General features: G+C 61.2%; 18 protein-coding genes. 12 read left to right on the forward strand and 6 right to left on the reverse strand.

All coding sequences use genetic code 11. The features are described from left to right. Positions 1-12: 12 nt before the first annotated feature. The 7 genes from AEQ67_RS29565 to AEQ67_RS29595 all read left to right on the forward strand — a co-directional run bounded on the left by AEQ67_RS29565 (position 13) and on the right by AEQ67_RS29595 (position 9,083). On the forward strand, positions 13-2,310 hold the full coding sequence (locus tag AEQ67_RS29565; RefSeq protein ID WP_059407299.1) for a heavy metal translocating P-type ATPase: 2,298 nt from the start codon (positions 13-15) through the stop codon (positions 2,308-2,310). A gap of 16 nt (positions 2,311-2,326) precedes the next feature. Continuing rightward, positions 2,327-3,190 carry a LysR family transcriptional regulator gene (locus AEQ67_RS29570; protein WP_059407300.1) on the forward strand — a complete coding sequence of 288 codons (864 nt, stop codon included), beginning with the start codon at positions 2,327-2,329 and terminating at the stop codon, positions 3,188-3,190. A gap of 221 nt (positions 3,191-3,411) precedes the next feature. Further along, positions 3,412-4,488 (forward strand): putative 2-aminoethylphosphonate ABC transporter ATP-binding protein, encoded by a 1,077-nt coding sequence (locus tag AEQ67_RS29575; protein ID WP_059407301.1) that lies wholly within the window; start codon positions 3,412-3,414, stop codon positions 4,486-4,488. After that, complete coding sequence (locus tag AEQ67_RS29580; RefSeq protein ID WP_059407302.1) at positions 4,488-6,212, forward strand: putative 2-aminoethylphosphonate ABC transporter permease subunit; 1,725 nt, start codon at positions 4,488-4,490, stop codon at positions 6,210-6,212. The genes AEQ67_RS29575 and AEQ67_RS29580 overlap by 1 nt, the downstream gene beginning before the upstream one ends. A 37-nt stretch (positions 6,213-6,249) precedes the next feature. Continuing rightward, positions 6,250-7,275 carry a putative 2-aminoethylphosphonate ABC transporter substrate-binding protein gene (locus tag AEQ67_RS29585; RefSeq protein WP_059407303.1) on the forward strand — a complete coding sequence of 342 codons (1,026 nt, stop codon included), beginning with the start codon at positions 6,250-6,252 and terminating at the stop codon, positions 7,273-7,275. 117 nt (positions 7,276-7,392) lie between these two features. Continuing rightward, on the forward strand, positions 7,393-8,526 hold the full coding sequence (locus tag AEQ67_RS29590) for a TIGR03364 family FAD-dependent oxidoreductase (protein ID WP_059407304.1): 1,134 nt from the start codon (positions 7,393-7,395) through the stop codon (positions 8,524-8,526). Continuing rightward, positions 8,526-9,083, forward strand: coding sequence for a phosphonate degradation HD-domain oxygenase (locus tag AEQ67_RS29595; protein WP_059407305.1), 558 nt, complete (start codon positions 8,526-8,528; stop codon positions 9,081-9,083). Before AEQ67_RS29590 ends, AEQ67_RS29595 begins: the two co-directional genes overlap by 1 nt. A gap of 117 nt (positions 9,084-9,200) precedes the next feature. Here AEQ67_RS29595 and AEQ67_RS29600 read toward each other — a convergent pair whose 3' ends face one another. After that, positions 9,201-10,577 (reverse strand): GTPase/DUF3482 domain-containing protein, encoded by a 1,377-nt coding sequence (locus AEQ67_RS29600; RefSeq protein WP_059407306.1) that lies wholly within the window; start codon positions 10,575-10,577, stop codon positions 9,201-9,203. After that, complete coding sequence (locus AEQ67_RS29605; RefSeq protein WP_059407307.1) at positions 10,570-11,940, reverse strand: DUF2868 domain-containing protein; 1,371 nt, start codon at positions 11,938-11,940, stop codon at positions 10,570-10,572. The genes AEQ67_RS29600 and AEQ67_RS29605 overlap by 8 nt, the downstream gene beginning before the upstream one ends. A gap of 99 nt (positions 11,941-12,039) precedes the next feature. Between AEQ67_RS29605 and AEQ67_RS29610 the strand changes: the two genes are divergently transcribed. After that, the gene (locus tag AEQ67_RS29610) at positions 12,040-12,552 is read left to right on the forward strand and encodes a dihydrofolate reductase (RefSeq protein ID WP_059407308.1); all 513 of its coding nucleotides are present in this window, start codon (positions 12,040-12,042) and stop codon (positions 12,550-12,552) included. Positions 12,553-12,672: 120 nt separating this feature from the next. On the opposite strand, the gene AEQ67_RS29615 is transcribed toward AEQ67_RS29610, so the two are convergent. Then, on the reverse strand, positions 12,673-14,064 hold the full coding sequence (locus AEQ67_RS29615) for an L-cystine transporter (RefSeq protein ID WP_059407309.1): 1,392 nt from the start codon (positions 14,062-14,064) through the stop codon (positions 12,673-12,675). 241 nt (positions 14,065-14,305) lie between these two features. Here AEQ67_RS29615 and AEQ67_RS29620 point away from each other — a divergent pair, with 241 nt between their 5' ends. The 4 genes from AEQ67_RS29620 to AEQ67_RS29635 all read left to right on the forward strand — a co-directional run bounded on the left by AEQ67_RS29620 (position 14,306) and on the right by AEQ67_RS29635 (position 19,845). After that, complete coding sequence (locus AEQ67_RS29620; protein ID WP_059407310.1) at positions 14,306-15,361, forward strand: phosphorylcholine phosphatase; 1,056 nt, start codon at positions 14,306-14,308, stop codon at positions 15,359-15,361. A 223-nt stretch (positions 15,362-15,584) separates the two neighbouring features. Next, the gene (locus tag AEQ67_RS29625; protein ID WP_059407311.1) at positions 15,585-16,118 is read left to right on the forward strand and encodes an RNA polymerase sigma factor; all 534 of its coding nucleotides are present in this window, start codon (positions 15,585-15,587) and stop codon (positions 16,116-16,118) included. Next, a complete protein-coding gene (locus AEQ67_RS29630) occupies positions 16,115-17,113 on the forward strand; it encodes a FecR family protein (protein ID WP_152974931.1) in 999 nt (332 codons plus the stop codon). The genes AEQ67_RS29625 and AEQ67_RS29630 overlap by 4 nt, the downstream gene beginning before the upstream one ends. 254 nt (positions 17,114-17,367) lie before the next feature. After that, entirely contained in the window at positions 17,368-19,845 is a 2,478-nt protein-coding gene (locus AEQ67_RS29635; RefSeq protein WP_059407312.1) for a TonB-dependent siderophore receptor, read from the forward strand. Between the two features lie 207 nt (positions 19,846-20,052). On the opposite strand, the gene ilvD is transcribed toward AEQ67_RS29635, so the two are convergent. The 3 genes from ilvD to AEQ67_RS29650 all read right to left on the reverse strand — a co-directional run bounded on the left by ilvD (position 20,053) and on the right by AEQ67_RS29650 (position 24,856). Continuing rightward, a complete protein-coding gene (ilvD, locus tag AEQ67_RS29640) occupies positions 20,053-21,894 on the reverse strand; it encodes a dihydroxy-acid dehydratase (RefSeq protein WP_059407313.1) in 1,842 nt (613 codons plus the stop codon). Between the two features lie 373 nt (positions 21,895-22,267). Further along, the gene (locus tag AEQ67_RS29645) at positions 22,268-23,464 is read right to left on the reverse strand and encodes an MFS transporter (RefSeq protein WP_059407314.1); all 1,197 of its coding nucleotides are present in this window, start codon (positions 23,462-23,464) and stop codon (positions 22,268-22,270) included. Positions 23,465-23,659: 195 nt separating this feature from the next. Next, complete coding sequence (locus tag AEQ67_RS29650; protein ID WP_059407315.1) at positions 23,660-24,856, reverse strand: class I SAM-dependent rRNA methyltransferase; 1,197 nt, start codon at positions 24,854-24,856, stop codon at positions 23,660-23,662. Positions 24,857-24,943: the final 87 nt, after the last annotated feature.

The raw sequence follows: 24,943 nt of genomic DNA on the forward strand, positions 1-24,943 counted from the left end.
TGGACGCGACCAATGAGCGATTCCCTTCACACCCACAAACCCGAGGCTGATCACGATCACGATCACGATCACGATCACGATCACGATCACGATCACAGCCACAAGCTGCAGCCTGTGCAGAAGCACGATCACGGCAGCCACGGGGATTCCTGCTGTTCCGCCAAAGTGGCGGCACCGTCGCTGATCAAGTTGAGCGACACGCCGACCGCCGGCGCGCGGCTCAGCAGTTTCCGCATCGACGCCATGGACTGCCCGACGGAACAGACGCTGATCCAGAACAAACTGGGCAAGCTCGCGGGTGTGCAACAACTGGAATTCAACCTGATCAACCGGGTGTTGGGTGTGACCCACGACCTGCCGAGCACCGCGCCGATCATCGACGCCATCAAGTCGCTCGGCATGCAGGCCGAGCCGCTGGAGCAGGGCGTTGAAGCGCCAGCCCCGGCGCCCGAGAAAAAACCCTGGTGGCCGTTGGCGCTGTCCGGTGTTGGCGCGCTGGCAGCCGAAGTCATCCACTTCACCGACGCTGCACCGAACTGGGTGGTGGCGATCATTGCGCTGGTCTCGATCCTCAGCGGCGGCCTCGGTACGTATAAGAAGGGCTGGATTGCCCTGAAAAACCTCAACCTGAACATCAACGCGCTGATGAGCATCGCGGTGACGGGCGCTATCCTGATCGGCCAGTGGCCGGAAGCGGCGATGGTGATGTTCCTGTTCACCGTGGCCGAGTTGATCGAGGCCAAGTCCCTGGACCGCGCGCGCAACGCCATCGGCGGCCTGATGCAGATGACGCCGGAGCAGGCGACGGTGCAGCAGGCTGACGGCAGCTGGATTGAACAAGACGTCAAAACCATCGAGCTGGGCGCGCGGGTGCGGATTCGTCCGGGCGAACGGGTGGGTCTGGACGGCGAAGTCGTGTCCGGCAGTTCGACCATCGACCAGGCACCGATCACTGGCGAAAGCCTGCCGGTCGAGAAAACCGTGGGCGACAAGGTGTTCGCCGGCACCATCAACCAGTCCGGCTCGCTTGAGTACGCCGTGACCGCTGCGGCGAACAATTCGACCCTGGCGCGAATCATCCACGCCGTCGAACAGGCCCAGGGCGCGCGGGCGCCGACCCAGCGTTTCGTCGACAGTTTCTCGAAAATCTACACCCCGGCGGTGTTCATCCTTGCCCTGGCAGTCGCGGTCATTCCGCCGCTGTTCATGGGCGCGGTCTGGTTCGACTGGATCTACCGGGCGCTGGTGTTGCTCGTCGTGGCCTGCCCGTGTGCGCTGGTGATTTCTACGCCAGTAACCATCGTCAGCGGTCTCGCCGCAGCGGCGCGCAAAGGGATTCTGGTCAAGGGCGGCGTCTACCTGGAGGGCGGTTACAAGCTCGATTACCTGGCGCTGGACAAGACCGGCACGATCACCCACGGCAAACCGGTGCAGACCGATTACCTGATCCTCGATCCCACCGCCGAGCAAACCGCCCCGGCCATTGCGGCGGCACTGGCCGGTCGTTCGGATCACCCGGTGTCGCTGGCCATCGCCAATGCGGCGGTGGATAAACAATTCACCTCGCTGGTTGTAGATAACTTCGAAGCGCTGGCCGGTCGTGGGGTCCGCGGTGACATCAACGGTCAGACCTATCACTTGGGCAACCACCGTCTGGTGGAAGAGCTGAACCTGTGCTCGCCGGCGCTGGAAGAAACGCTGTTCGCGCTGGAAAAACAGGGCAAGTCCGTGGTGCTGTTGCTCGATCAGTCCGGCCCTTTGGCGCTGTTCGCCGTGGCGGACACGGTGAAAGAGTCCAGCCGCGAGGCGATCCAGCAACTGCACGACCTGGGCATCAAAACCCTGATGCTCACCGGCGACAACGTCCACACCGCGCAGGCGATTGCCGCGCAAGTGGGCATCGACGAGGCCAAGGGCGACCTGCTGCCGACCGACAAGCTGCAAGCCATCGAAGCGCTTTATGCACAGGGCCACAACGTCGGCATGGTCGGCGACGGCATCAATGATGCCCCGGCACTGGCGCGGGCCGAGATCGGTTTCGCCATGGCCGCTGCCGGCACCGATACCGCCATCGAGACCGCTGATGTCGCCCTGATGGACGACGATCTGCGCAAGATCCCGGCTTTCATCCGATTGTCGCGGCAGACCTCAAGTATCCTCAAACAGAACATCGCCCTCGCATTGGTCATCAAGGCGATCTTTCTTGGGGTAACCTTCGCCGGGATCGCCACCATGTGGATGGCAGTGTTCGCCGACATGGGCGTGAGCCTGTTGGTGGTGTTCAACGGTTTGCGCCTGCTGCGTAAATAAAGGATGAGGGAACGGTGTGCTGAGTGCCGAGCTGAAGGCGTTTTACATGGTTGCCCGTTTGGGCAGCATTACCCTGGCGGCAAAAAAGCTCGGCCTGAGCCAGCCCACCGTGACGACGCAGATTCGGCACCTGGAAAGTCAGTATTCGGTTGAACTGTTCTACCGCGGCGGCCGCCGCCTCACCGTCAGCGACGAAGGTGCGCGGTTGCTGCCGATGGTCAAGACGCTGTTGCAGCAGGAAGCCGATATCGAGTTCTTCCTGCGTAACAGTGGGCAGGTTCAGGGCACGTTGCGCATTGCCGCCACGGCGCCGTATTACATCCTCGATCTGGTGAAGACCTTCCGCGAGCGTCTGCCGCAAGTGGAAGTGTCGGTGGAAATAGGCAACTCGCAGCAGGTGTTGGAAGCACTGGAGGATTACCGGGTCGATGTCGCGGCCTCATCGCAGTTACTCGACGATGCACGGCTGATCCGCCGGGTGCTCGGCAGCGATCCGCTGGTGCTGGCAGTGCACCGCAATCATCCGTTGGCGATTCACGATCACGTGCCGCTCAGTGCGCTGGCCGGGCATACGTTGTTGATGCGCGAGTCGGGCTCGACGACTCGTCGATTGACGGAAGAGTTATTAGCTAGCGCCGGGGTGAGTTTCGGGCCGCTGCTGGAGATTGGCAGCCGTGAGTCGATCCGCGAGGCGGTCCTGCGCAATATCGGCATCAGCATCATTGCCCGGCAGGAAGTGCCGCATGATCCGCAATTGCGCGTGCTGACCATCGAGAATGCGCCGCAGATTCCCGAGTATCTGTACTGCCTCAAGGAGCGAAAAGGTGCGCGGCTGCCGGCGGCGTTTCTGGGGTTGGCGCAGGAAATGGCCCCGGCCTAAAATCCTGGTCGTCAGTCATGGCCTCATCGCGGGCAAGCCCGCTCCCACAGGATTGTGTAAAACCTGTGGGAGCGGGCTTGCCCGCGATGGCGCCAGTCCGGACAACGAACCACCTCAACCAAAATCCCCAAATACCACTATCGGCCGTTTTTGCCTCACTGCCACATGACGTACGCATTACATCCCTAGGATGAGCTTCATCTGCTTGATGAGGTCCGTCCATGAACCATTCGATCGCAACAGCCCTGACCAACCCCGGCGCCCCGATGCGGGTGCGCAGCGTGCAGAAACGCTTTGGCGCGTTCACCGCGCTGGACAACGTTTCCCTCGACGTCGCGGCCGGTGAGTTGGTGTGTCTGCTCGGCCCGTCGGGCTGCGGCAAAACCACCTTGCTGCGCTGCATCGCCGGTCTGGAGAAACAGGACAGCGGCGAGTTGTACCTCGGCAATCGCGACGTTTCCCACCTGGCACCGCAGGCTCGGGACTACGGCATTCTGTTCCAGTCCTACGCGCTGTTCCCCAATCTCACCGTCGAAGCGAACATTGCCTACGGCCTCGCCGGCAGCGGTCGCGATGAAGTGCGCCAGCGCGTCGGTCAGATGCTGGAACTGGTCGGCCTGATCGGCAGTGAGAAAAAGTATCCCGGCCAATTGTCTGGCGGCCAACAGCAACGGGTCGCACTGGCCCGCGCCCTGGCCCCGGCGCCTTCGTTGTTGCTGCTGGACGAACCGATGTCGGCCCTCGACGCCCGGGTCCGCGAGCACCTGTGCACCGAACTGCGCCAACTGCAACGCAACCTCGGCATCACCACCTTGATGGTCACGCATAATCAGGACGAAGCGATGCTGATGGCTGACCGCATCGCCGTGATGAACAACGGCAAGGTCGAGCAATACGCCACGCCTCAGGAAATCTACGACCGCCCGGCGACGCCATTCGTGGCGGAGTTCGTCGGCCAGGGTAACTGGCTGCCCTTCAGCCGCAGCAGTGACAGCCATGCGCAGGTCGGCGGAATGAGCATGCGCCTCGCGGATGGCAGTGCCAAAACCACATCGGGTCGTCTGTTCTGCCGCCCCGAAGCGATCAACGTCAACCCTGTGGTGCATGAAGAAAACCTGTTTCCGGCCAAGGTCCGCGAAATCACCTTCCTCGGCAACCGTTGCCGCATGAGCTTCGAACTCGACCAACTGCCCGGCCATCCGCTGCTGGCCGAACTCGCCCCGGAAGCCATGCCGCGCCTCGGCGCCCAGCAGATCATGGTCGCCTTGCCGCCACGCAGCCTGCAGGTGTTTGCCTGATGAGCGCGAACATCGCGCTGCCGATACCGCACAAGCAGGTTCGGCAGACCTCCCGTGCCGAGATCGGCGACCGGGTGTTCGTGGTCGGCGGCAAAATCCTTTTGCTGGTGTTGCTCGGCGTCGCCGTGTTGATGCCGTTGCTGGCGATCTTCTGGCGTGGCTTCAGTTCTGAAGCCGGGCAGGGCGGTGGTTGGGTGGCTGCCCGTGAACTGGTGACCAGCGCGAATTTCCACTGGTTGCTCGGCAATAGCCTGAAAGTTTCCGTCAGCGTCGCGGCGATTGTCGTACCGCTGGCCTATCTGTTTGCCTACGCCCTGCAACGCACCCTGATTCCCGGCAAAGGCATCTGGCGTGGCATGTCGTTGTTGCCGTTGATGGCACCGTCGATGCTGCCGGGGATTGCGCTGGTTTATCTGTTCGGCAACCAGGGCATGTTGCGCGGTTTGCTCTCGGACAATATCTACGGCTTCTGGGGCATTGTGCTCGGTGAGGTGATCTACACCTTCCCACACGCCTTGATGATTCTGCTGTCGGCGCTGTCCCTGGCGGATGCGCGACTGTTCGATGCCGCCTCCAGCATGGGCGCCAGTCCGGCAAAAGCCTTCCGTAGCATTACTTGGCCGGCGACACGTCAGGCGGTGTTCGCGGCGTTCTGCCTGGTGTTTACCCTGACCATCACCGATTTCGGCGTGCCCGTGGTGGTCGGTGGCGACTATCAAGTGCTGGCGCTGGAAGCCTACAAAGCCGTGGTCGGCCAGCAGCAATTCGGTCGCGGCGCGTTGATCGGCATGGTCCTGCTGCTGCCGGCGCTGTTCAGCTTCGGGGTCGACGCCTGGTTGCGTCGGCGTCACGGCGACTCCATGAGCGGTCGGGCACAAGTGTTCAAGCCGGCGCCGTCGAAGCTGCGTGATGGCTGCTACCTGGCGATCGTGCTGCTGATTTGCGCGGCGTTGCTGCTGGTGTTCGGCATGGCGGTGTTCTCGTCGCTGGTGAAATTCTGGCCGTACAACCTGTCGCTGTCGCTCAACCATTATCAATTCAACGACACGGCGGGCGGCGGCTGGCTGGCCTATGGCAACAGCGCGAAGATGGCCCTGTGCACCGCGTTGATCGGCAGCGTGCTGATTTTCACCGGCGCCTACCTGATGGAAAAAACCAAGGGCCAACGCGGGCTGAACCTGACCCTGCGCATGCTCAGTTTCGTCCCGATGGCGGTGCCGGGCCTGGTGCTGGGGTTGGGTTATGTCTTCTTCTTCAACCTCACCGATAACCCGCTGCATGTGCTCTACGGGACCATGACCCTGCTGGTGGTCTGCACCATTGCGCACTATTTGACCACCGCGCAAATGACCGCGACCACCGCGCTGCGCCAACTCGACGCCGAGTTCGAAGCCGCCGCGCTGTCGCTCAAGGCGCCGCTGTATCGGCACTACCTGCGGGTCACCGTGCCGATCTGCCTGCCGGCGCTGCTGGACATCGTGCGCTACTTGTTCGTCTCGGCCATGACCACCGTTTCGGCGGCGATCTTCCTCTACAGCCCCGACACCATCCTCGCGGCGGTGGCAGTGCTGAATATGGACGACGCCGGCAACGTCGGCGGTGCGGCAGCGATGTCGACCCTGATTCTGTTCACCTCGGCGGGCGTGTCCCTGCTGCTGGCCTGGGCCTCGCGCGGGTTGCTGCGTCGCTCCCAAGCCTGGCGGCAGACCGCGCCCGGCAATTGATTCGCTCCAATCCTTCAACTCAAACAGGAAAACGATCATGTTCAAGCCCCTGGCCCTGGCCGCTGCTGTCCTCACCGCTTTCAGCCTGAACGCCTTCGCGGCGAAAACCGAGTTGACGGTGTACACCGCCCTCGAAGCCGAACAACTGAAGACCTACAAGGACGCCTTCGAAAAGGCCAACCCGGACGTCGAGATCAAGTGGGTGCGCGATTCCACCGGGATCATCACCGCCAAGCTGCTGGCCGAAAAAGCCCGCCCGCAGGCTGACGCCGTCTGGGGCCTGGCCGCGTCGAGCCTGGCCATTCTCGATCAGCAAGGCATGCTGCAAAGCTACGCGCCGAAGGACCTGGGCAAGATCGGCGGCAACTACCGCGACGCTGCCAACCCGCCCGCCTGGGTCGGCATGGACGTCTGGGCCGCAACCATTTGCTTCAACACCGTCGAAGCCGAGAAACAAGGTTTGACCAAACCGGTGAGCTGGCAGGACCTGACCAAGCCTGAGTACAAAGGCAAGATCGTCATGCCTAACCCGGCCTCGTCCGGCACCGGTTTCCTCGACGTCAGCGCCTGGCTGCAAACCTTCGGCGAGAAGCAGGGCTGGCAGTACATGGACGACCTGCACCAGAACATCGGCCAGTACGTTCACTCCGGTTCCAAGCCTTGCAAACTGGCGGCGGCGGGCGAATTCCCGATCGGCATTTCCTTTGAATACCCGGCTGTTCAGCTGAAACGCCAGGGTGCGCCGCTGGACATCATCCTGCCGAAAGAAGGCCTGGGCTGGGAGATCGAAGCGACTGCCGTGATCAAGGGCACGCAGCATGAAGAAGCGGCGAAGAAACTGGCTGACTTCTCGGCAAGCCCGGCGGCGATGGAGCTATATAAAGAGAACTTCGCGGTCCTGGCTCAGCCGGGTATCGCCAAGCCCCAGACCGAATTGCCGGCGGATTACGAGCAACGCTTGATCAAGAATGACTTTGCCTGGGCGTCGAAGAACCGTGATGAGATTTTGACCGAGTGGCGTAAGCGTTATGACGGCAAGTCCGAGAAAGTGGCTGCCAAGTAGGACCTTTATTGGCTGACGGGCCTCTTCGCTGGCAAGCCAGCTCCTACAGGGACGCGCGATAACCCTGTAGGAGCTGGCTTGCCAGCGAAGGCGGTCTCGAATTCAGGGACAAACCCCATGACACACCACAACGACCTGCTGATCGTAGGCGCCGGCATCCTCGGCCTGTCCCACGCCTACGCCGCCGCCAAACGCGGTCTCAAAGTCAGCGTTTTCGAACGCAGCGAAACGCCTCTCGGCGCCTCGGTGCGCAACTTCGGCCAAGCCCTCGTCACCGGCCAGCCCCCGGGCCCGATGCTCGAACTGGCCAAGGCCAGCCGCGAGATCTGGGGCCAATGGGCGCAGCTCGCCGGCCTGCAACTCAAGCGTAATGGCTCGTACCTGTTCGCCCGCAACGAAGCCGAAGAACGCCTGCTGGAAACCTTCTGCGCCGGCCGCGCCGTGGAACACGGCTATCGAGTGAACCTGCTGCGTGGCGCCGCATTGCGCGATTTGTACGGCGGCCAGTTCCGCCATCACCGCGCCGCGTTGCACGGCATGGACGATCAGCAACTGTATTCGCGCGAAGCGATTCCGGCGTTGATCGACTACCTGCGCCGCGAGCTGGGGGTCGAGTTTCACTTCTCCACGCTGGTGCGCGACATCGAGCCGGGGCGCTTGCACAGTACCGCTGGAACCTTCAGCGCCGAGCAGATTATTGTCTGCTCCGGCCACGATTATCAGACCTTGCTGGCCGCGCCTATCGCCGAACTCAAGCCGCACATCTGCCGCCTGCAAATGCTCCGCGCAAGGCCGCAAATCAACCTCAACCTGCAACACGCGTTGCTCACCGGTTTGAGTTGCGTGCACTACGGCGCGTTCGCCGATCTGCCGGAAGCGGCGGCGGTGCAGGCGCAGATTCTGCGAGAGGAACCGCACCTGCATGAAAATGGCATTCACCTGCTGATCAGCCCGACGCCTCATGGCGAACTGATCATCGGCGATTCCCACCATTACGGCAGCGACCCGTCGCCGTTCAACGCCGAGCAGGTCGACAACTGGATGCTTGAACTGGCCGAGCAAACGCTGGGCTGCAAGGTGCAAGTGGTCGAACGCTGGCAGGGTGTCTATGGTTCACGGGGGCCGGGACCGTTCTCGTTCCTGCGCCCAATGCCGGGTGTGAGCGTGGCGCTGATGCACACCGGTGTGGGCATGAGCGTCGGCCCGGCGATGGCCGAATGTAACGTCGCGACCTTATTGGGAGAACATTGATGGAACGCAATGAGCAAGTGATCGCCGAGGTGTTTGCGTTGTACGAACGCTTTGGCGACAGCGATTACATCGGCGAGCCGGTGTCGCAGATCGAGCACATGTCCCAGGCCGCCGAACGGGCCATGGCCGAAGGCTTCGATGACGAAGTGGTGCTGGCGGCGTTCTTTCACGACATCGGGCATATTTGCACCGAGAGTGCCGAGAACATGGGCGGCTTTGGTGTGGTCAGTCATGAGCGACTGGGCGCCGATTACCTGCGTCGCGCAGGCTTCAGCGAACGCATGGCGCGGCTGGTGGAATACCACGTTCAGGCCAAGCGTTATCTGACGCTCAAGGAGCCTGGGTACTACGAACGCCTGAGCGAAGCCAGCCGCCGGACCCTGGAATATCAGGGCGGGGTGATGAGCGTTGAAGAGGCAGAAGCCTTCGAGCAGGATCCACTGTGTGCTGTCAGTCTGCGGATGCGTCAGTGGGATGAGCAGGCCAAGGAAATGCACGTGCCGGTGATGGATCTTGGGGTGTTAAAGGAAAAAGCAGTGCGCCTGTTAGTTGCGTAATTATATGAGGTCGAGGCGCGGCCATCGCGGGCAAGCCCGCTCCCACAGGTTTTGTGAACGCCACGGATCCTGTGGGAGCGGGCTTGCCCGCGATTGCCGCGCCCAAACACTGCAGATCTAAAGCTGCTGCGCCAACACCTCAACCTGCTCCTGCCGCTCCGCCTGATTCAATTTCGAATGCGGATTGAGCGACGACCACTGCGGATGCGCCCGCGCCTTGTTCAGCGCCTCGGGCAGTTTGCCTTCGCGCCAGGATTTGTCCTGGGGCGTGGCCACCTGGATGCTGTCCATCGCGGCGTGCCCTCGGGCATCCAGCGCTTGCAGCAGTTGCCGTTGGCGCAGCGCCAACAGACGCAGCACGCTGTCGTCGACGGTCAGCTCACGCTGGCCTTTGATCTTGCCCAGCAACCGGCTGCCATAACTGCGCGCGGTTTGCAGGGCGCCGCCGGCAATCGCGCCGGCCAATGCGGCCGCGCCGAGGGTCAGGCCGCCCACTAATAGGTCAACGCCTGCACCCGCCGCTGCGCCCGCGGCGATTCCGCTGCCGACTCGCACGCCCAGCTGCTTAAGGGTTTCCGGATTGAACAGGTCATCGCCCCAGCGTCCATCGAGCAACGGCAGGTCACTGGCCGCCGCGTCTTGCGGGCGGAAGGCGTAAAGCTTGAGCAGCGCCTCGACGCAACGCTGTTCTCGCTGGCGAACCGCTTTGCGCAGTTCGCTGATGGCGTGCTGTTCCTCTTCGGCATTACTCGCCACGCTGCGTCGGCACGCGGCGCAGTCGATCAACAATTCGGCAATCAGGCGCGCCGCACTTTGCTGACGAGCGAGGCGTTGCGCTTGCTGATCGGCGATCAGCCGCTCCAATTGTTCGCGCGAGTTTTCCAGCAGTAGCGCAAGACTTTCATAGAGTCGACGTTCGCCATCCTCCGGCGGTGCGACGCTGTCGAAACGCACCAGTGCATGCAAGCCCAGCCGCGCCAGCGCTTCGCGCCAATCCGGTTCGCGGTGGTTGGCGCTGCTGACGAAATTCAGCACCGGCAGCAGCGGTTTGCCGCAGCTGGCCAGCACTTCCAGTTCGTCGCGGTACTTGGCCAGCACCGGTTCGCGGGCGTCGATCACGTAGAGACCGGCGTCGCAGGTCAGCAATTGCCGCAGCACTTTGGCTTCCTGTTCGAAACGCTGCCGCGCTTCGCTGCCGTCAAGAAATCGCGCCAGTCGAGCCGGGCCGTCGAGGCGTTCGCCGGGTCGTTCCAGGCGTTCGAGGTAATCGAGCAGGGCGATCGCGTCTTCCAGGCCGGGGGTGTCGAACAGGTCGAGCAAGGGCTCGCCATCCACCGATAACCGCGCGCCTTCGACATGCCGGGTGGTGCTGGGACGATGGGAGACTTCGCCGAAACCGACATCGCGGGTCAGCGTTCGCAGCAACGAGGTTTTGCCGACGTTGGTGTGGCCGACCACCGCGAGTTTCAACGGTGGTTTCCAGGGCTTAGTCATGACCGGTCTCCAGCCAATTCAACGGCGCGCAATCGGCGAACGGCAGCTCCAGTTGTTGCAGCGCCACGTGCCAGTCGCCGAGGCGCTCGGCATCCAGCGCTTCGCCCGGTGGTGCTTGCAGCAACCAGACGCGGGTGGCGCTGGCGTTGCGCGCCAGTTCGGCGATCAATGCCAGGCTGCCGCGATCCGGCGAGCGCCGTGGATCGCAGGCGATGGCCAAGCGTGCCGGGGGGAAGCGGCTGAGTTGTTCGAGCAGTTTGTGGCGCGATTCGCGGCTGTCGAGGATGCCCGCGTTGCTGACGGTTTTTGGCAGTTGCGGCGGCCACGGGCGTTGATCGTCCAGTTCGATGGCCACCAGCAATGCGCCATCGCTTGGCAGGTCGCTGGCAGCGGTCTCGACGCGATGAAGTTGCGCCGGGGCGGCATCGCTGATGCCCAGGCGTTCGCTGGGGGGCATCAGCCGTTCGCGCAGTTGGGCGTATCCGGGCAGGTTCAAGTCCAGGCGCAATGCGGCTCGGCCGGATTTCCAGCGCCACAGGCAAAAGAGAGCAAGCAGCAGACGGGGCAACACACCATAAACCAGCAGCACCCCGACCAGCCACGCGGCCCAGGCCTGGCGGGCGCTTTCGATGTTCAGTGCGGCATCGCCACTGGCGCGGATCATCTCGACGCTGGGCACGCTGAACCCGAGCAAGGCGGGCAGGGCGCCGAGGCTTTGGGTCATGACTACGAAGGTCTCGCCGCTGAGAATCGTGGTTTCCCAGACGAAGCCGTAACGCCGGGTCGCCATCAGCATCAGCAGCGTCACCAGGGCGCTGAGCATCGCCAGCAACCACAAACCGTTGACCAACACACCGAGCGCCCAACGATTGAGTTTCTGCCGTTGCAGCAACAGCAGCAGGGCCGGCGCCAGTTGCGCGGCTTTGGCATCGCGGGCGAGTTTTTCGCTGAGCCACAGCCACAAGCGCCCCAGCGTTGCACCGTGTTCACCGGCAAACACCAGGCCCAAAGCCCAGCTCAGCAACAGAATCAGATTCAGTCCAAGCAGGCTGCCCAACGCCCAGAACACATTGACTGGCGTTTGGCCGTCGCCGAGTGCAGCGAATGCCAGGCCGGCGCCGCTGACCACGGCCAGCACCGCCAGCACCAGCAGGGCCAGGCGCGCACCTTGCAGCCAGTGTTTGAGCGCGGCGCTCAGTCCATCGCGTTCGGCCAGCCACAGGGCGCGGCGTTGAATGCGCGACGGCAGGTCACCACCCGCACTGCGCGCCAGTCGGTTGGCTTCCACATCATCCAGAGGGCCGGCGTGTTCTTCGCGCAGGCGAATGGTTTCCGTCAGCCAGAGGTTATTCAGTTCAGTCACGCGGCATCCCGTCGCTCAATCCAGCTGTGAGCATAACCGCTGTGGCGCTTGTCGGGGGGCCACGTTGCGAGAAGCGGAGGCTCTGGTATCCTCGCCGGCATGACTAAATCACTCCCCCTCAGCCTGATCGCAGCCCTCGGTGAAAACCGTGTGATCGGCGTCGACAACAGCATGCCCTGGCACTTGCCGGGGGACTTCAAATACTTCAAGGCCACCACCCTCGGCAAGCCGATCATCATGGGTCGCAAGACCTGGGATTCCCTCGGTCGTCCGCTGCCGGGCCGGCTGAACATCGTGGTCAGCCGTCAGGCGGACCTGGTGTTGGAAGGCGCGGAGGTTTATCCGTCGCTGGAGGCCGCCGTGGTTCGTGCCGAGGAATGGGCGAACGAGCAGGGCGTCGATGAGGTGATGCTGATTGGTGGCGCGCAGTTGTATGCGCAGGGGTTGGCACAGGCCGATCGGCTGTATTTAACGCGCGTGGCGCTGAGCCCGGAAGGAGATGCGTGGTTTCCGGCGTTTGATTTGAACGAGTGGAAGCTGGTGTCGAACGTGCCGAATCCGGCTGTCGATGACAAGCCAGCGTACAACTTCGAGGTTTGGGAGAAAGCCTAAAAGCTTCGCGGGCAAGCCCGCTCCCACAAGGTTTGGTGGTGTTCACACGTTTTGTGTTTCACCGCAATTCCTGTGGGAGCGGGCTTGCCCGCGAAGAGGCCCGCTCAGTCGCTGAAAGACTTAAGCGTGAGCTAACGCCGAATGCTCATCCGCATCCAGCAGCTCTTTATCGGTCTGCTGCATGATCTGGCTGGTAATCGCCCCCGCCGTGATCGACCCACTCACGTTCAACGCCGTGCGCCCCATATCGATCAGCGGCTCAACCGAAATCAGCAACGCCACCAATGACACCGGCAAACCCATCGCCGGCAGCACGATCAACGCCGCGAACGTCGCACCACCTCCCACACCCGCCACACCGGCCGAGCTCAGCGTGACAATCGCCACCAACGTCGCGATCCACAACGGGTCCAGCGGATTGATCCCCACGGTCGGCGCCACCATCACCGCCAACATCGCCGGGTACAGACCGGCACAGCCATTCTGGCCAATGGTCGCGCCGAACGAGGCGGCGAAACTGGCGATGGATTGCGGGATGCCCAAGCGACTGGTCTGCGCTTCGATGCTCAGCGGAATTGTCGCGGCGCTCGAACGGCTGGTGAAGGCAAACGTCAGCACCGGCCAGATTTTGCGGAAGAAGCGCAGCGGGTTGATCCCGGCCGCCGACACCAGCAGACCATGGACGACGAACATCAGGCCCAGACCGATGTAGGAAACCACCACAAAACTGCCGAGCTTGATGATGTCTTGCAGGTTGGAGCCGGCGACCACTTTGGTCATCAGCGCCAAGACGCCGTACGGGGTCAGCTTCATCACCAGGCGCACCAGACGCATCACCCAGGCTTGCAGGGTGTCGATGGCGTTGATCACTTTCTGACCTTTCTCGACATCATCTTTCAGCAGTTGCAGCGCCGCGACGCCGAGGAACGCGGCGAAAATCACCACGCTGATGATCGAGGTCGGCTTGGCTCGCGCCAGGTCGGCGAACGGGTTTTGCGGAATGAACGACAGCAACAGCTGCGGCACATTCAGGTCGGCGACCTTGCCTGCGTAATCGGTCTGGATGGTTTGCAGGCGAGCCATTTCCTGGGTGCCGGCGACCAGGCCTTCGGCGGTCAGGCCGAAGAGGTTGGTCAGGCCGATACCGATCAGCGCGGCGATGGCGGTGGTGAACAGCAGCGTGCCAATGGTCAGGAAGCTGATCTTGCCCAGCGACGAAGCGTTGTGCAGACGCGCCACGGCGCTGAGGATCGAGGCAAACACCAGCGGGATCACGATCATTTGCAGCAACTGCACGTAACCGTTGCCCACCAGATCGAACCAGCCGATCGAGGCTTTCAACACCGGATTACCGGCACCGTAAACAGTGTGCAGCGCCACACCGAACACCACGCCCAGCACCAGTGCGAGCAGGACTTTTTTAGCTAAGCTCCACGTCGTATGACGGGTTTGCGCCAAGCCGAAGAGCAGGGCGAGGAATACCAGCAGATTGAGGATCAGCGGCAGATTCATGTGAACTCCGAAAGAGACTTGTGCCAGCCACCTTCCGGGGCAGCTGCGAACCGGCAAGCCTAACAGCTTGAAAACTAATGAATTAATATCAAAAAAGTCTGTTCACTGTCGTTTTTGGAATAAGCGGATGTCGTTGTCGGGGATGCAGCTGACGCGAAAGGGACGCGGGCGGTCGCAGGCAGACGAGGACTGTCACACTAATTTGTTAGCGTCGATATCTTTGACTCAGGGAGAAATATTGATGAAGTTCGCACCGAAATTTCTGGTTGCCGCACTCTGTCTGGGCCTCGCCGGCCAGGTACTCGCCACGGATCTGAAGCATTGGCCGGTCGATCAGGCCAAGGCGCTGGACGCAATGATTGCGGCCAATGCCAACAAGGGTAACTACGCGGTGTTCGACATGGACAACACCAGTTACCGCTACGACCTTGAAGAATCGTTGCTGCCGTTCATGGAGAACAAGGGCCTGATCACCCGCGACAAACTCGACCCCTCCCTGAAACTGATCCCGTTCAAAGACACCGCTGAGCACAAGGAAAGCCTGTTCAGCTACTACTACCGCCTCTGTGAAATCGACGACATGGTTTGCTACCCATGGGTCGCCCAGGTGTTTTCCGGCTTCACGCTGACCGAGCTCAAAGGCTATGTCGACGAGTTGATGGCCTCCGGCAAGCCGGTGCCGGCGACTTATTACGAAGGCGACGTGGTGAAGAACCTCGACGTCAACCCGCCGAAAATCTTCACCGGCCAGCAAGAGCTCTACAACAAGCTGATGGAGAACGGCATCGAGGTCTACGTCATGACCGCCGCCTCCGAAGAACTGGTGCGCATGGTCGCGGCCGATCCGAAGTATGGGTACAACGTCAAACCGCAAAACGTCATCGGCGTGAGCCTGCTGCTCAAGGACACCAAGACTGGCGAGCTGACCACGGCGCGCAAGCAGATCACCGCGGGCAAGTATGACGAGAAGGCCAACCTTGGCCTGGAACTGACCCCGTACCTGTGGACCCCGGCGACCTGGATGGCCGGCAAGCAGGCGGCGATCCTGACCTACATCGATGAGTGGAAAAAACCGGTTCTGGTGGGCGGCGATACTCCGAGCAGCGACGGTTACATGCTGTTCCACAGCGTCGACGTGGCCAAGGGTGGTATTCACCTGTGGGTCAATCGCAAAGACAAATACATGACCCAGATAAACGGCATGATGGCCAAGCACGCCGCGGCCCAGGCCAAAGAAGGTTTGCCGGTGACGGCGGACAAGAACTGGGTGATCGTCAAACCTGAAGAGATTCAGTAAGACCGAGGTGCGGCCATCGCGGGCAAGCCCGCTCCCACAGGGATTCGGGTGTTCACACCATCGTTGTTTCACCCAAAACCTTGTGGGAGCGGGCTTGCCCGCGATGGGGCCATAACATCCACCACACACGAACCGGTTGTTGCTGAAATATATCAATTGCGAATCACTCGCATCTTCTGCTAGCGTGCGCGCTCCTGAACGACCTCTCGATCAAGGTAGTGCTGTGCCCTCCTGGAATACGCAGATTGCTCGCCTGTTCGCCGAACAAAAGAAAGCCCTGGAAGCGTTCGTCACCCGCCGCACCGGCAGCGCCCAGGTGGCGGCCGATCTGACCCAGGAATCTTTCCTGCGCCTGGCGCGCCTTGAATCCGGCGAGAAAATCGACAACCTGCCGGCCTTTCTTTTCACCATCGCCAGCAACCTGGTGCGCGATCATCAGCGCCAGACCATTCGCCGTGAGCGCATGGAAGTCGGCGAGCCCAGTGAAGATTTGCCCTGCTCCAGTCCGTCCGCCGTCGAGCAATTGTCCGCCTACCAGGACGAATCCCTGATGCGTGATGCGATTTCGGCGTTGTCCGAAGCGACCCGGCAGATTTTCCTGCTCTATCATGTCGACGAATGTTCCTACCGGGAGATTGCCGAACGCCTGGCCATCAGCCCGCGTAGCGTCGAATACCAATTGCGTCGTGCGCTGATCGATTGCCGGGCCTTTATCCAGGCACGGTTGGCGAACGATGACCGAGGATCGCGGCCATGACTCGCGAACCCGTAGCCGTGGAACCCCTGATGATCGAACCCGATAAACCGACCCCGGCCGACGATCTGTTTGCCGAGGCGTCCGGCTGGTACTTCCGCCTGCAGGCCGAGGACGTCACCGCCGCTGAACTCGATGCCTTCGCCACGTGGCTGGCGCAGGGCCAGGCGCAGGACGATGCGTGGCAGGAAGTCCAGATGATGCTCGGTGCAATGCGCCAACCGGCGCAGGCGATTCGCGAGTTGGAACAACAGCAGGCACGCTGGCGCAAACAGCGTCCTCGCCGATGGCTGGAGTGGTCGTGTGCCGCCGCCGTGTTGTTGATGGTCGGGCTGGTGGCGCTGCAAACCCCGTGGCTCGATCGCTTGCGCGCCGACTACGCCACCGGCACCGGCGAGATGCGCCGGGTGGAACTGGCCGACGGCTCCGAACTTCAACTCAACACCGACACCGCTGTGCAAATCCGCATGGACGCTGGCGAACGGCACGTGCGGTTGTTACGCGGCGAAGCCTGGTTCGTGGTGACCAAGGATGCCGCAAGGCCGTTTATCGTCGAGTCTGGCAACGGGCGGGTGAGGGTGGTCGGCACGCAATTCAGCGTTGCCCAACGCGAAGATCAGACCCGCGTGCAGGTGGCCGAGGGGCGTGTCGAAGTGAATGCCGGGCGCGGTGATCCGGTGTATCTGGAGCCCGGTCGCGCCGTCGAGTATCAGGATCGGCAACTGACGGCTGTGCATGGTTTCGATCCGGCGTCGGGGTTCGCCTGGCGTCAACGCCAACTGGTGTTTCGCCAGCAATCGCTGTCCGAAGTGGTGGACGAGTTGAACCGCTATTGGCCGGGACGCACGCTGGTGCTGGGTAATGATTTGCGCGAGCGACAAGTCTCCGGGGTGTTCGACATCGACAAACCCGAGGCGGTGCTCAAGGCACTGGTCTACACCCTGCACCTACGCGCCGACCACTACACCCCGTACTTGTTGGTCCTGCGTGAAGGTTGAGCGCAAAACCTGTAGGAGCGAGCTTGCTCGCGATGGCCGCAAGGACGCCGTGTTAAATCAGACAGTACGCGTCATCGTTAACGACCATCGCGAGCAAGCTCGCTCCTACAGAAATACGTGTGGTTGCAAATAATTCTCAAATAGTTTCAGGGTTTTCTCCTGGGTCGTCGTCCTTGATCACTGAGGCGTAAACAATAAGCACTCTCAAGTAGTGCCGCGCCGCAACACCGACTTCGATCACTGGGGAAACATCCATGGGACATCCGATTGCCGCCCGGCGCCTGCCCGGCTTGCCGACTTTGTTGACGCTGGCCCTCGGCCTGGCAGTCGCGGGCGAGCCGGTCTACGCACAGACCACGCCTGCGGCGCAGACCCAGACCTTTCGCTTCGAGATTCCTGCTCAATCACTGGACGCCGCACTGGCCGCATTTTCGGCAGTGACACGGATTCAGGTGTTGGTTTCGGCCGACGTCACCCAGGGTGTGCAATCGCCAGGCCTGCGCGGCAGCTATGCCAAGGATGAAGCATTGGCGCGGCTGTTGGCGGGCACGGGACTGCAAGCGAGCTATATCGACAGCGACAGTGTGACCCTGGAAAAGCGCCTGGCCACGGGGTCGGCACTGGAGTTGGGCGCCACCAACGTCAGTGCTCAGCGCTTGGGGACGACCACGGAAGGTACGGGTTCCTACACCACTGGTGCCGTCACCATTGGTAAAAGCACGCAGAAGCTCAAGGACATCCCGCAATCGGTCAGCGTGCTGACGCGCAAGGCGATGGATGACCGGAACATCACCACCCTGACCCAAGCGGTTGAAGCGGTGCCCGGCCTGAGCTCGATCAGGTCACCAGGCCCCGGCATGTTCATGTTTGCCCGAGGTTTCGACATCGAAGCGCTGCAATACGACGGTGTGCCGGTTCCTCGCGACGTCTACGCGCTGGGCAGTTACATCACCGAAAACATGGTGATTTACGACCGCATGGAAGTGTTGCGCGGCGCGGCGGGCTTGCTTCAGGGCGCCAATAGCCCGGGCGGCGCGATCAACCTGGTGCGCAAACGCCCACAAGCCGCACCGGCAGTGACGTTGAGTGCCAAGGTCGGTAGTTGGGATCGTTATGCCTCGCAGGCGGATGTCGGTGGCCCGCTGAATGAAGCCGGTAACATTCGTGGCCGTGCGGTGGTCAACTACGAGAAAGGCCATTCGTTTTCCGATTACACCTGGAATTGGGAGCAGACCGTGTACGGCGCGCTGGACTTCGACCTGAGCGAGGACACCGTGCTCGGTGTCGGTTTCAGCAACAAGAAAAGCCACGGCCGCCCTTACTTTCTCGGCTTGCCGCGTTACACCGATGGCAAGTCGCTGGACTTGCCGCGCTCCACCTACACCGGCTCGACCTGGAACCGCTCGTTCAATGACCAGACCGCCGTGTATCTGGATCTGGAACATCACTTCAACGACAACTGGAAACTCAAGGCGTCGGCGATAGCGATGAACGAGTCCAACGAAGCGACTTATCAGTTCATTGCCGGTGCGGTGCCGGTCGGCACTACGAGCGGTCCGCGATTTGCTGATTACTCCACAGACTTCTACGGCAAAAACCGTGGGCTGGACGTTTTCGTCAACGGTGACTTCGAAGCGTTGTCGTTCAAACACAGTGTGGTACTGGGCGCCAACTATTCGAAATACACCACCGACGATTCCTATGCCCGTGCGTTTGCACCGGGCGTGGACATTAGCGATATCGACCACCACCGACCCTTCCAGAGCTTCGACAGCATCGCCGACAGCGCCAACCTGGCCGTCAGCACGTATGACGTTCGGCAGAAAGGCATTTACGGTTCGTGGAAGGTCAAACTGACCGATCCGCTGACCCTGATCCTCGGTGCGCGTACCAGCTGGTACGACTTTGCGTTTAACCAGGACAATTACTTCGCCCGTGAACTTCAGGACGGCGGCGAGAAAAACTCGGTCCAGACCAGCGGCAAGGTCACGCCATACGCCGGGCTGGTGTATGCGCTCAACGATGAGTGGTCGGTCTATGGCAGCTACTCCGAAGTGTTCATTCCTCAGGTTCAGTTGACCAAGGAAAAAACCGGACTGCCGCCGGTCGAGGGCAAAAACTACGAATTGGGCATCAAGGGCGAATTGATGGATGGCCAGCTCAACACCTCGCTGGCGCTGTTCCGCTACATCCACAAAAATCGTGCGGTCACCGACTTCTCCACCGATATCGAAAGCGATGAGGCGTGCAGCGGATGGTACTGCTCGACGGCGTCCGGCAAGATTCGCAGCCAGGGCATTGAAGCCGAGATCAGCGGTGAAGTAGCGCCGGGCTTGCAACTGGCCAGCAGCTATACCTACAACACCACCAAATTCCTCAAGGATCCGGAGCTCGAGGGCAAGGTCTTCTCCACGTTTACGCCGATGCACATGGTGCGCATCTGGGGTGATTACACCTTGCCGGGGGACTTCAGCAAAGTCAGCGTCGGCGCGGGTGTCAAAGCGCAGAGCAGCACTGTCAGTTTTGATCGTGGGTTCGATCAGCCCGGGTTTGCGATCTGGAGTTCGCGCGTAGCCTACGAGGCCAGCGATGAGGTGACGCTGGCAGTGAACCTGGACAACATGTTCGACAAAAAATACTTCATTCCGGCGTACAGCCAGGTCTCGGCCAACAACTACTACGGCGATCCACGCAACGTCATGTTCAGCGTGACCTACAAACCACAGTTCTGAATGACGCAACCCTCCTTGTAGGCGCTGGCTTGCCAGCGAAGGCGAACGTCCAGTCGAAAACGTTGCTGTTTGACTCACCGCTTTCGCTGGCAAGCCAGCTCCTACAAGGGCTTCAGTGAGTCTGCCATTTGTGTGCTGCGTGTAAAAACGATCAGCCAAAAAAATGCCCCGCACTTGGCGGGGCATTTTTTGTTCGACGGTTAAGCCTTACAGCCCGTCGAGCATCGCCTTGTTACGCACGGCACCTTTGTCGGCGCTGGTCGCCAACAGGGCATAAGCCTTCAGCGCGGTGGTCACCTTGCGTGGACGTTTTTCCACAGGTTTCCAGCCTTTCTGATCCTGCTCGGCACGACGGCCAGCCATTTCTTCATCGCTGATCAACAGGTTGATCGAGCGGTTCGGAATGTCGATCAGCACTTTGTCGCCGTCCTGCACCAGGCCGATTGCACCGCCGGCAGCGGCTTCTGGCGAAGCGTGGCCGATGGACAGGCCCGAAGTGCCGCCGGAGAAACGGCCGTCGGTGAGCAGGGCGCAGGCTTTGCCCAGGCCTTTGGACTTCAGGTAGGACGTCGGGTACAGCATTTCCTGCATGCCCGGACCGCCTTTCGGGCCTTCGTAACGAATGATCACGATGTCGCCAGCCTTCACTTCGTCCGCGAGGATGCCGCGTACGGCGCTGTCCTGGCTTTCGAAGATCTTCGCGTTGCCTTCGAAGACGTGGATCGACTCGTCGACGCCGGCGGTTTTCACCACGCAGCCATCCAGCGCGATGTTGCCGTAGAGAACGGCCAGGCCGCCTTCTTTCGAGTAGGCATGTTCGACACTGCGGATGCAGCCGTTTTCACGGTCGTCATCCAGGGTTTCCCAACGGGTCGACTGGCTGAACGCGGTTTGCGTCGGGATGCCCGCAGGGCCGGCCTTGAAGAAGTGATGCACGGCTTCGTCGTCGGTCTGGGTGATGTCCCACTTGGCGATGCCTTCGGCCAGGGTCTTGCTGTGCACGGTCGGCAGGTCGGTGTGCAGCAGACCGCCACGGGCCAGCGAACCGAGGATGCTGAAGATCCCGCCGGCGCGGTGCACGTCTTCCATGTGGTACTTCTGGATGTTCGGCGCAACTTTGCACAGTTGCGGCACGTGGCGGGAGAGGCGGTCGATGTCGCGCAGGGCGAAATCGATCTCGGCTTCCTGGGCCGCGGCCAGCAAGTGCAGGATGGTGTTGGTGGAACCGCCCATGGCGATGTCCAGGGTCATGGCGTTTTCGAACGCCTTGAAGTTGGCGATGTTGCGCGGCAACACCGACTCGTCGTTGTCGGTGTAGTAACGCTTGCACAGCTCGACGATGGTGCGGCCGGCCTGCAGGAACAGCTGTTCGCGGTCGCTGTGGGTGGCCAGGGTCGAACCGTTGCCCGGCAAGGCCAGGCCCAGGGCTTCCACCAGGCAGTTCATCGAGTTGGCGGTGAACATGCCGGAGCACGAACCGCACGTCGGGCAGGCACTGCGCTCGTACTCAGCGACTTTCTCGTCAGAAGCGCTGGAGTCGGCGGCGATCACCATGGCGTCGACGAGGTCGAGACCGTGGCTGGCCAGTTTGGTCTTGCCGGCTTCCATCGGACCGCCGGAAACGAAGATCACCGGGATGTTCAGGCGCAGGGCGGCCATCAGCATGCCAGGGGTGATCTTGTCGCAGTTGGAAATGCAGACGATCGCATCGGCGCAGTGGGCGTTGACCATGTATTCGACGGAGTCGGCGATGATCTCGCGGCTCGGCAGCGAATAGAGCATGCCGTCGTGGCCCATGGCGATGCCGTCATCCACGGCGATGGTGTTGAATTCCTTGGCGACACCGCCAGCGCGTTCGATTTCGCGGGCGACCAGCTGGCCGAGGTCCTTGAGGTGGACGTGGCCCGGTACGAACTGGGTGAAGGAGTTGGCAATGGCGATGATCGGCTTTTTGAAGTCGTCATCTTTCATCCCCGTTGCGCGCCACAATGCGCGGGCGCCGGCCATGTTGCGGCCATGGGTGGATGTTTTCGAGCGGTAATCAGGCATGAAGCACTCCGGGCGGCTAATCAGGTATCAAAAGGGAAGTGAGCTTCTATTGACGTCTGGAACACTCAGAAATGGCCGTGTGTCCGGAAGTTGCCGATAACTTTGCGGGATCGCCGCGCGCTTCAGCTTGAGCTCATAAACCCGCCGGGGGATGACTGGCGATGAATGTCGCGATTCTACACGGCTGGCGGCTGGAGGGAATGCCCGCAACCGCGCTGACGTGACATACGGATGCGCAAATCAAATTACCCCTGTAGGAGCGAGCTCGCTCGCGATGAACCCGAGAGCGCCGCTGGGTGCCAGGTTGCCAGCGTTATCGTTGACGACCGTCGCGAGCGAGCTCGCTCCTACAGTGAAGGGTGTCAACGACGCGTTATCGGCCGATCCTGAAGTTTGTCAGCAAGCCCCACAAGCTGAAGACGAAGAAGCTGACAGCGATGGTGATCAGCAGATGATCCCCGGCTTGTGCGAGGGCTGCGCTGCTGACGGCGGCGGTGATGAACATGATGCTGTTGCCTGCCGACGCTGCTGTACCTGCCTGGCTTGAGAACAACAGCATCGCCGCGGAAATGGCGGCCGGTCGCACCAGCGTGACTGCCAGGGCGCTGATCAGCATCGGTATGAGCAGGGTAATCGTCGTCATCGCTTCATAAATGACGATTAACGCCAACAACGCACCAGCGAGACCCAGTAACCCAAGCCCGATGTTGATTTGCCGCGTCAGGGAGATATGTTTCTGCACGGTGGTAGCGGCTACTCCACCCAGGAAATAGGCCACCCCATACACCATAAGCACCAGCGCGTACTGGTACTCGGACAGCTTCAACTCATCCATGAAAATCAGCGGTGTCACGCTGATCAACGCGAAATAACAAGCAAACACTAACGCGGCGATCCACCAATAACGGATGAAATCCCGGCTTCCAACGATGGATTTCAGCGTGCGCATGACTGAGACGGGTGTTTTTTCCGGGGTGTCGGCTTTGGAAGGCAGTATCAGCCGGGCATGGATAAACATGCCGAACGCCATCAGCGCAAACCCATAGAAACTACCCTGCCAGTCAAACGTGGTTTGCAGCCATGACCCCAATAGAGGCGACAGTGCGACAAAAGACCCGCTCAGCGTCATGTAATAAATTCGCACCCGGGCCCGGTCCTGTTCGTCGAACAAGTCCTCCACCAGCGCATGACCCAGTACAAAAAAACCACACCCGATAGCCTGGACGGCGCGAAATAGCAGAAAGCTCGGGTAGTCCGGCGCCAGTGCGCAACCTATCGAGCCGACAGTAGACACAACGATGCACCCCAGCAGAACTTCCTTGCGTCCCCACTTATCCGAGAGCGGGCCGGTGATCAGTTGAGAAATCGCAAAGACAAGCGTGAACAAGCTGAGGGATAAAGCGATTTCTGCGGTGGAAGTATTGAACTTCGTGGCAAGGGCAGGAAAAGAAGGCAAGAGGATATTCAGCGGGAAAAAACTGATCAGCGAGATATTGGTAATGAGGATAAAGCGGGAGGTGCGTTGGCGCTTCAGATCGGTGCTTAGAGGGGGACAAGAGGACTCAGACATTGTTTTTGTTTTCCGGAGTGATCAAGCGTTCATGCTTGAAACCAGAAACCGATACTAGTCCGGGATGCGGGGAATTCAATCAAAAGCACTGTAGGAGCGAGCTCGCTCGCGAAAAACGTCAACGATGACGCAGCGTCTCCGGGGAGACTGCGGCGTCTTTCCGTTTTTCGCGAGCGAGCTCGCTCCTACAGGGGGTTAGCTGTTTGGCAGCAGACGGCAGGTGATGCTCTTGATGTAGCGGGTTTCAGCAATCGCCGGGTGTACCGGGTGATCCGGGCCCTGGCCGCCGCGTTCGAGCATCTGGATGTTGCGGTCCAGGTGGCGGGCGCTGGTCAGCAGGATGTTCTGCAGATCGTCTTCCGGCAAGTGCATCGAGCACGACGCGCTGACCAGGATGCCGTCCTTGCTGAGCAGGCGCATGGCTTGCTCGTTCAGGCGACGGTAGGCGCCTTCGCCGTTCTTCATGTCTTTCTTGCGTTTGATGAACGCCGGCGGATCGGCCACGATCACGTCGAAACGTTCTTCGCTGGCTTTCAGCTCTTTCAGGGCTTCGAACACGTCGCCTTCGATGCAGGTCATTTTGTCGGCGAAGCCGTTCAGCGCGGCGTTGCGCTCGACGCCGTCGAGGGCGAAGGCCGATGCGTCGACGCAGAACACTTCACTGGCGCCGAACGCGGCGGCTTGCACGCCCCAGCCGCCGATGTAGCTGTAGAGGTCGAGCACGCGTTTACCCTTGGCATACGGCGCCAGGCGTGCGCGGTTCATGCGGTGGTCGTAGAACCAGCCGGTTTTCTGACCCTGGATGACCGGGGCTTCGAATTTCACGCCGTTCTCTTCCAGCGCTACCCACTCCGGCACCAGGCCGAATACGGTTTCGACGTAGCGGTTGAGACCTTCGGCGTCGCGAGCCTTGGAATCGTTCTTGAACAGAATGCCGCTTGGCTTGAGCACTTGGGTCAGCGCTGCGATCACGTCTTCTTTATGAGCTTCCATGGTCGCCGAGGCGATCTGCACCACCAGGATGTCGCCGAAACGGTCGACCACCAGGCCTGGCAACAGGTCGGAGTCGCCGTAGACCAGGCGATAGAAAGGCTTGTCGAACAGGCGGTCGCGCAGGGACAGGGCGACGTTCAGGCGATGCACCAGCAGCGACTTGTCCAACGGCAACTTGATGTCGCGCGACAGCAGGCGGGCGCAGATCAGGTTGTTCGGGCTCATGGCCACGATACCCAACGGCTTGCCGCCGGCCGCTTCGAGGATCGCCTGGTCGCCGGCCTTGAAACCGTGCAAAGGGGTCGCCGCTACATCGATTTCGTTGCTATAGACCCACAAGTGACCGTTGCGCAGGCGACGGTCGGCGTTGGCTTTGAGGCGCAGGCTAGGCAGGGACATGACGTCGCTCCGGAAAAAAGAGCGGGAGTATAGCGTGTTGAGGCTTGTGGCGGGCCGGGTGGGCGATGAAACGCTGATGAAGCCTTC

Origin of the sequence: Pseudomonas sp. RIT-PI-q, from assembly GCF_001297125.1 — a bacterium.
In the GTDB taxonomy this organism is placed as follows: domain Bacteria; phylum Pseudomonadota; class Gammaproteobacteria; order Pseudomonadales; family Pseudomonadaceae; genus Aquipseudomonas.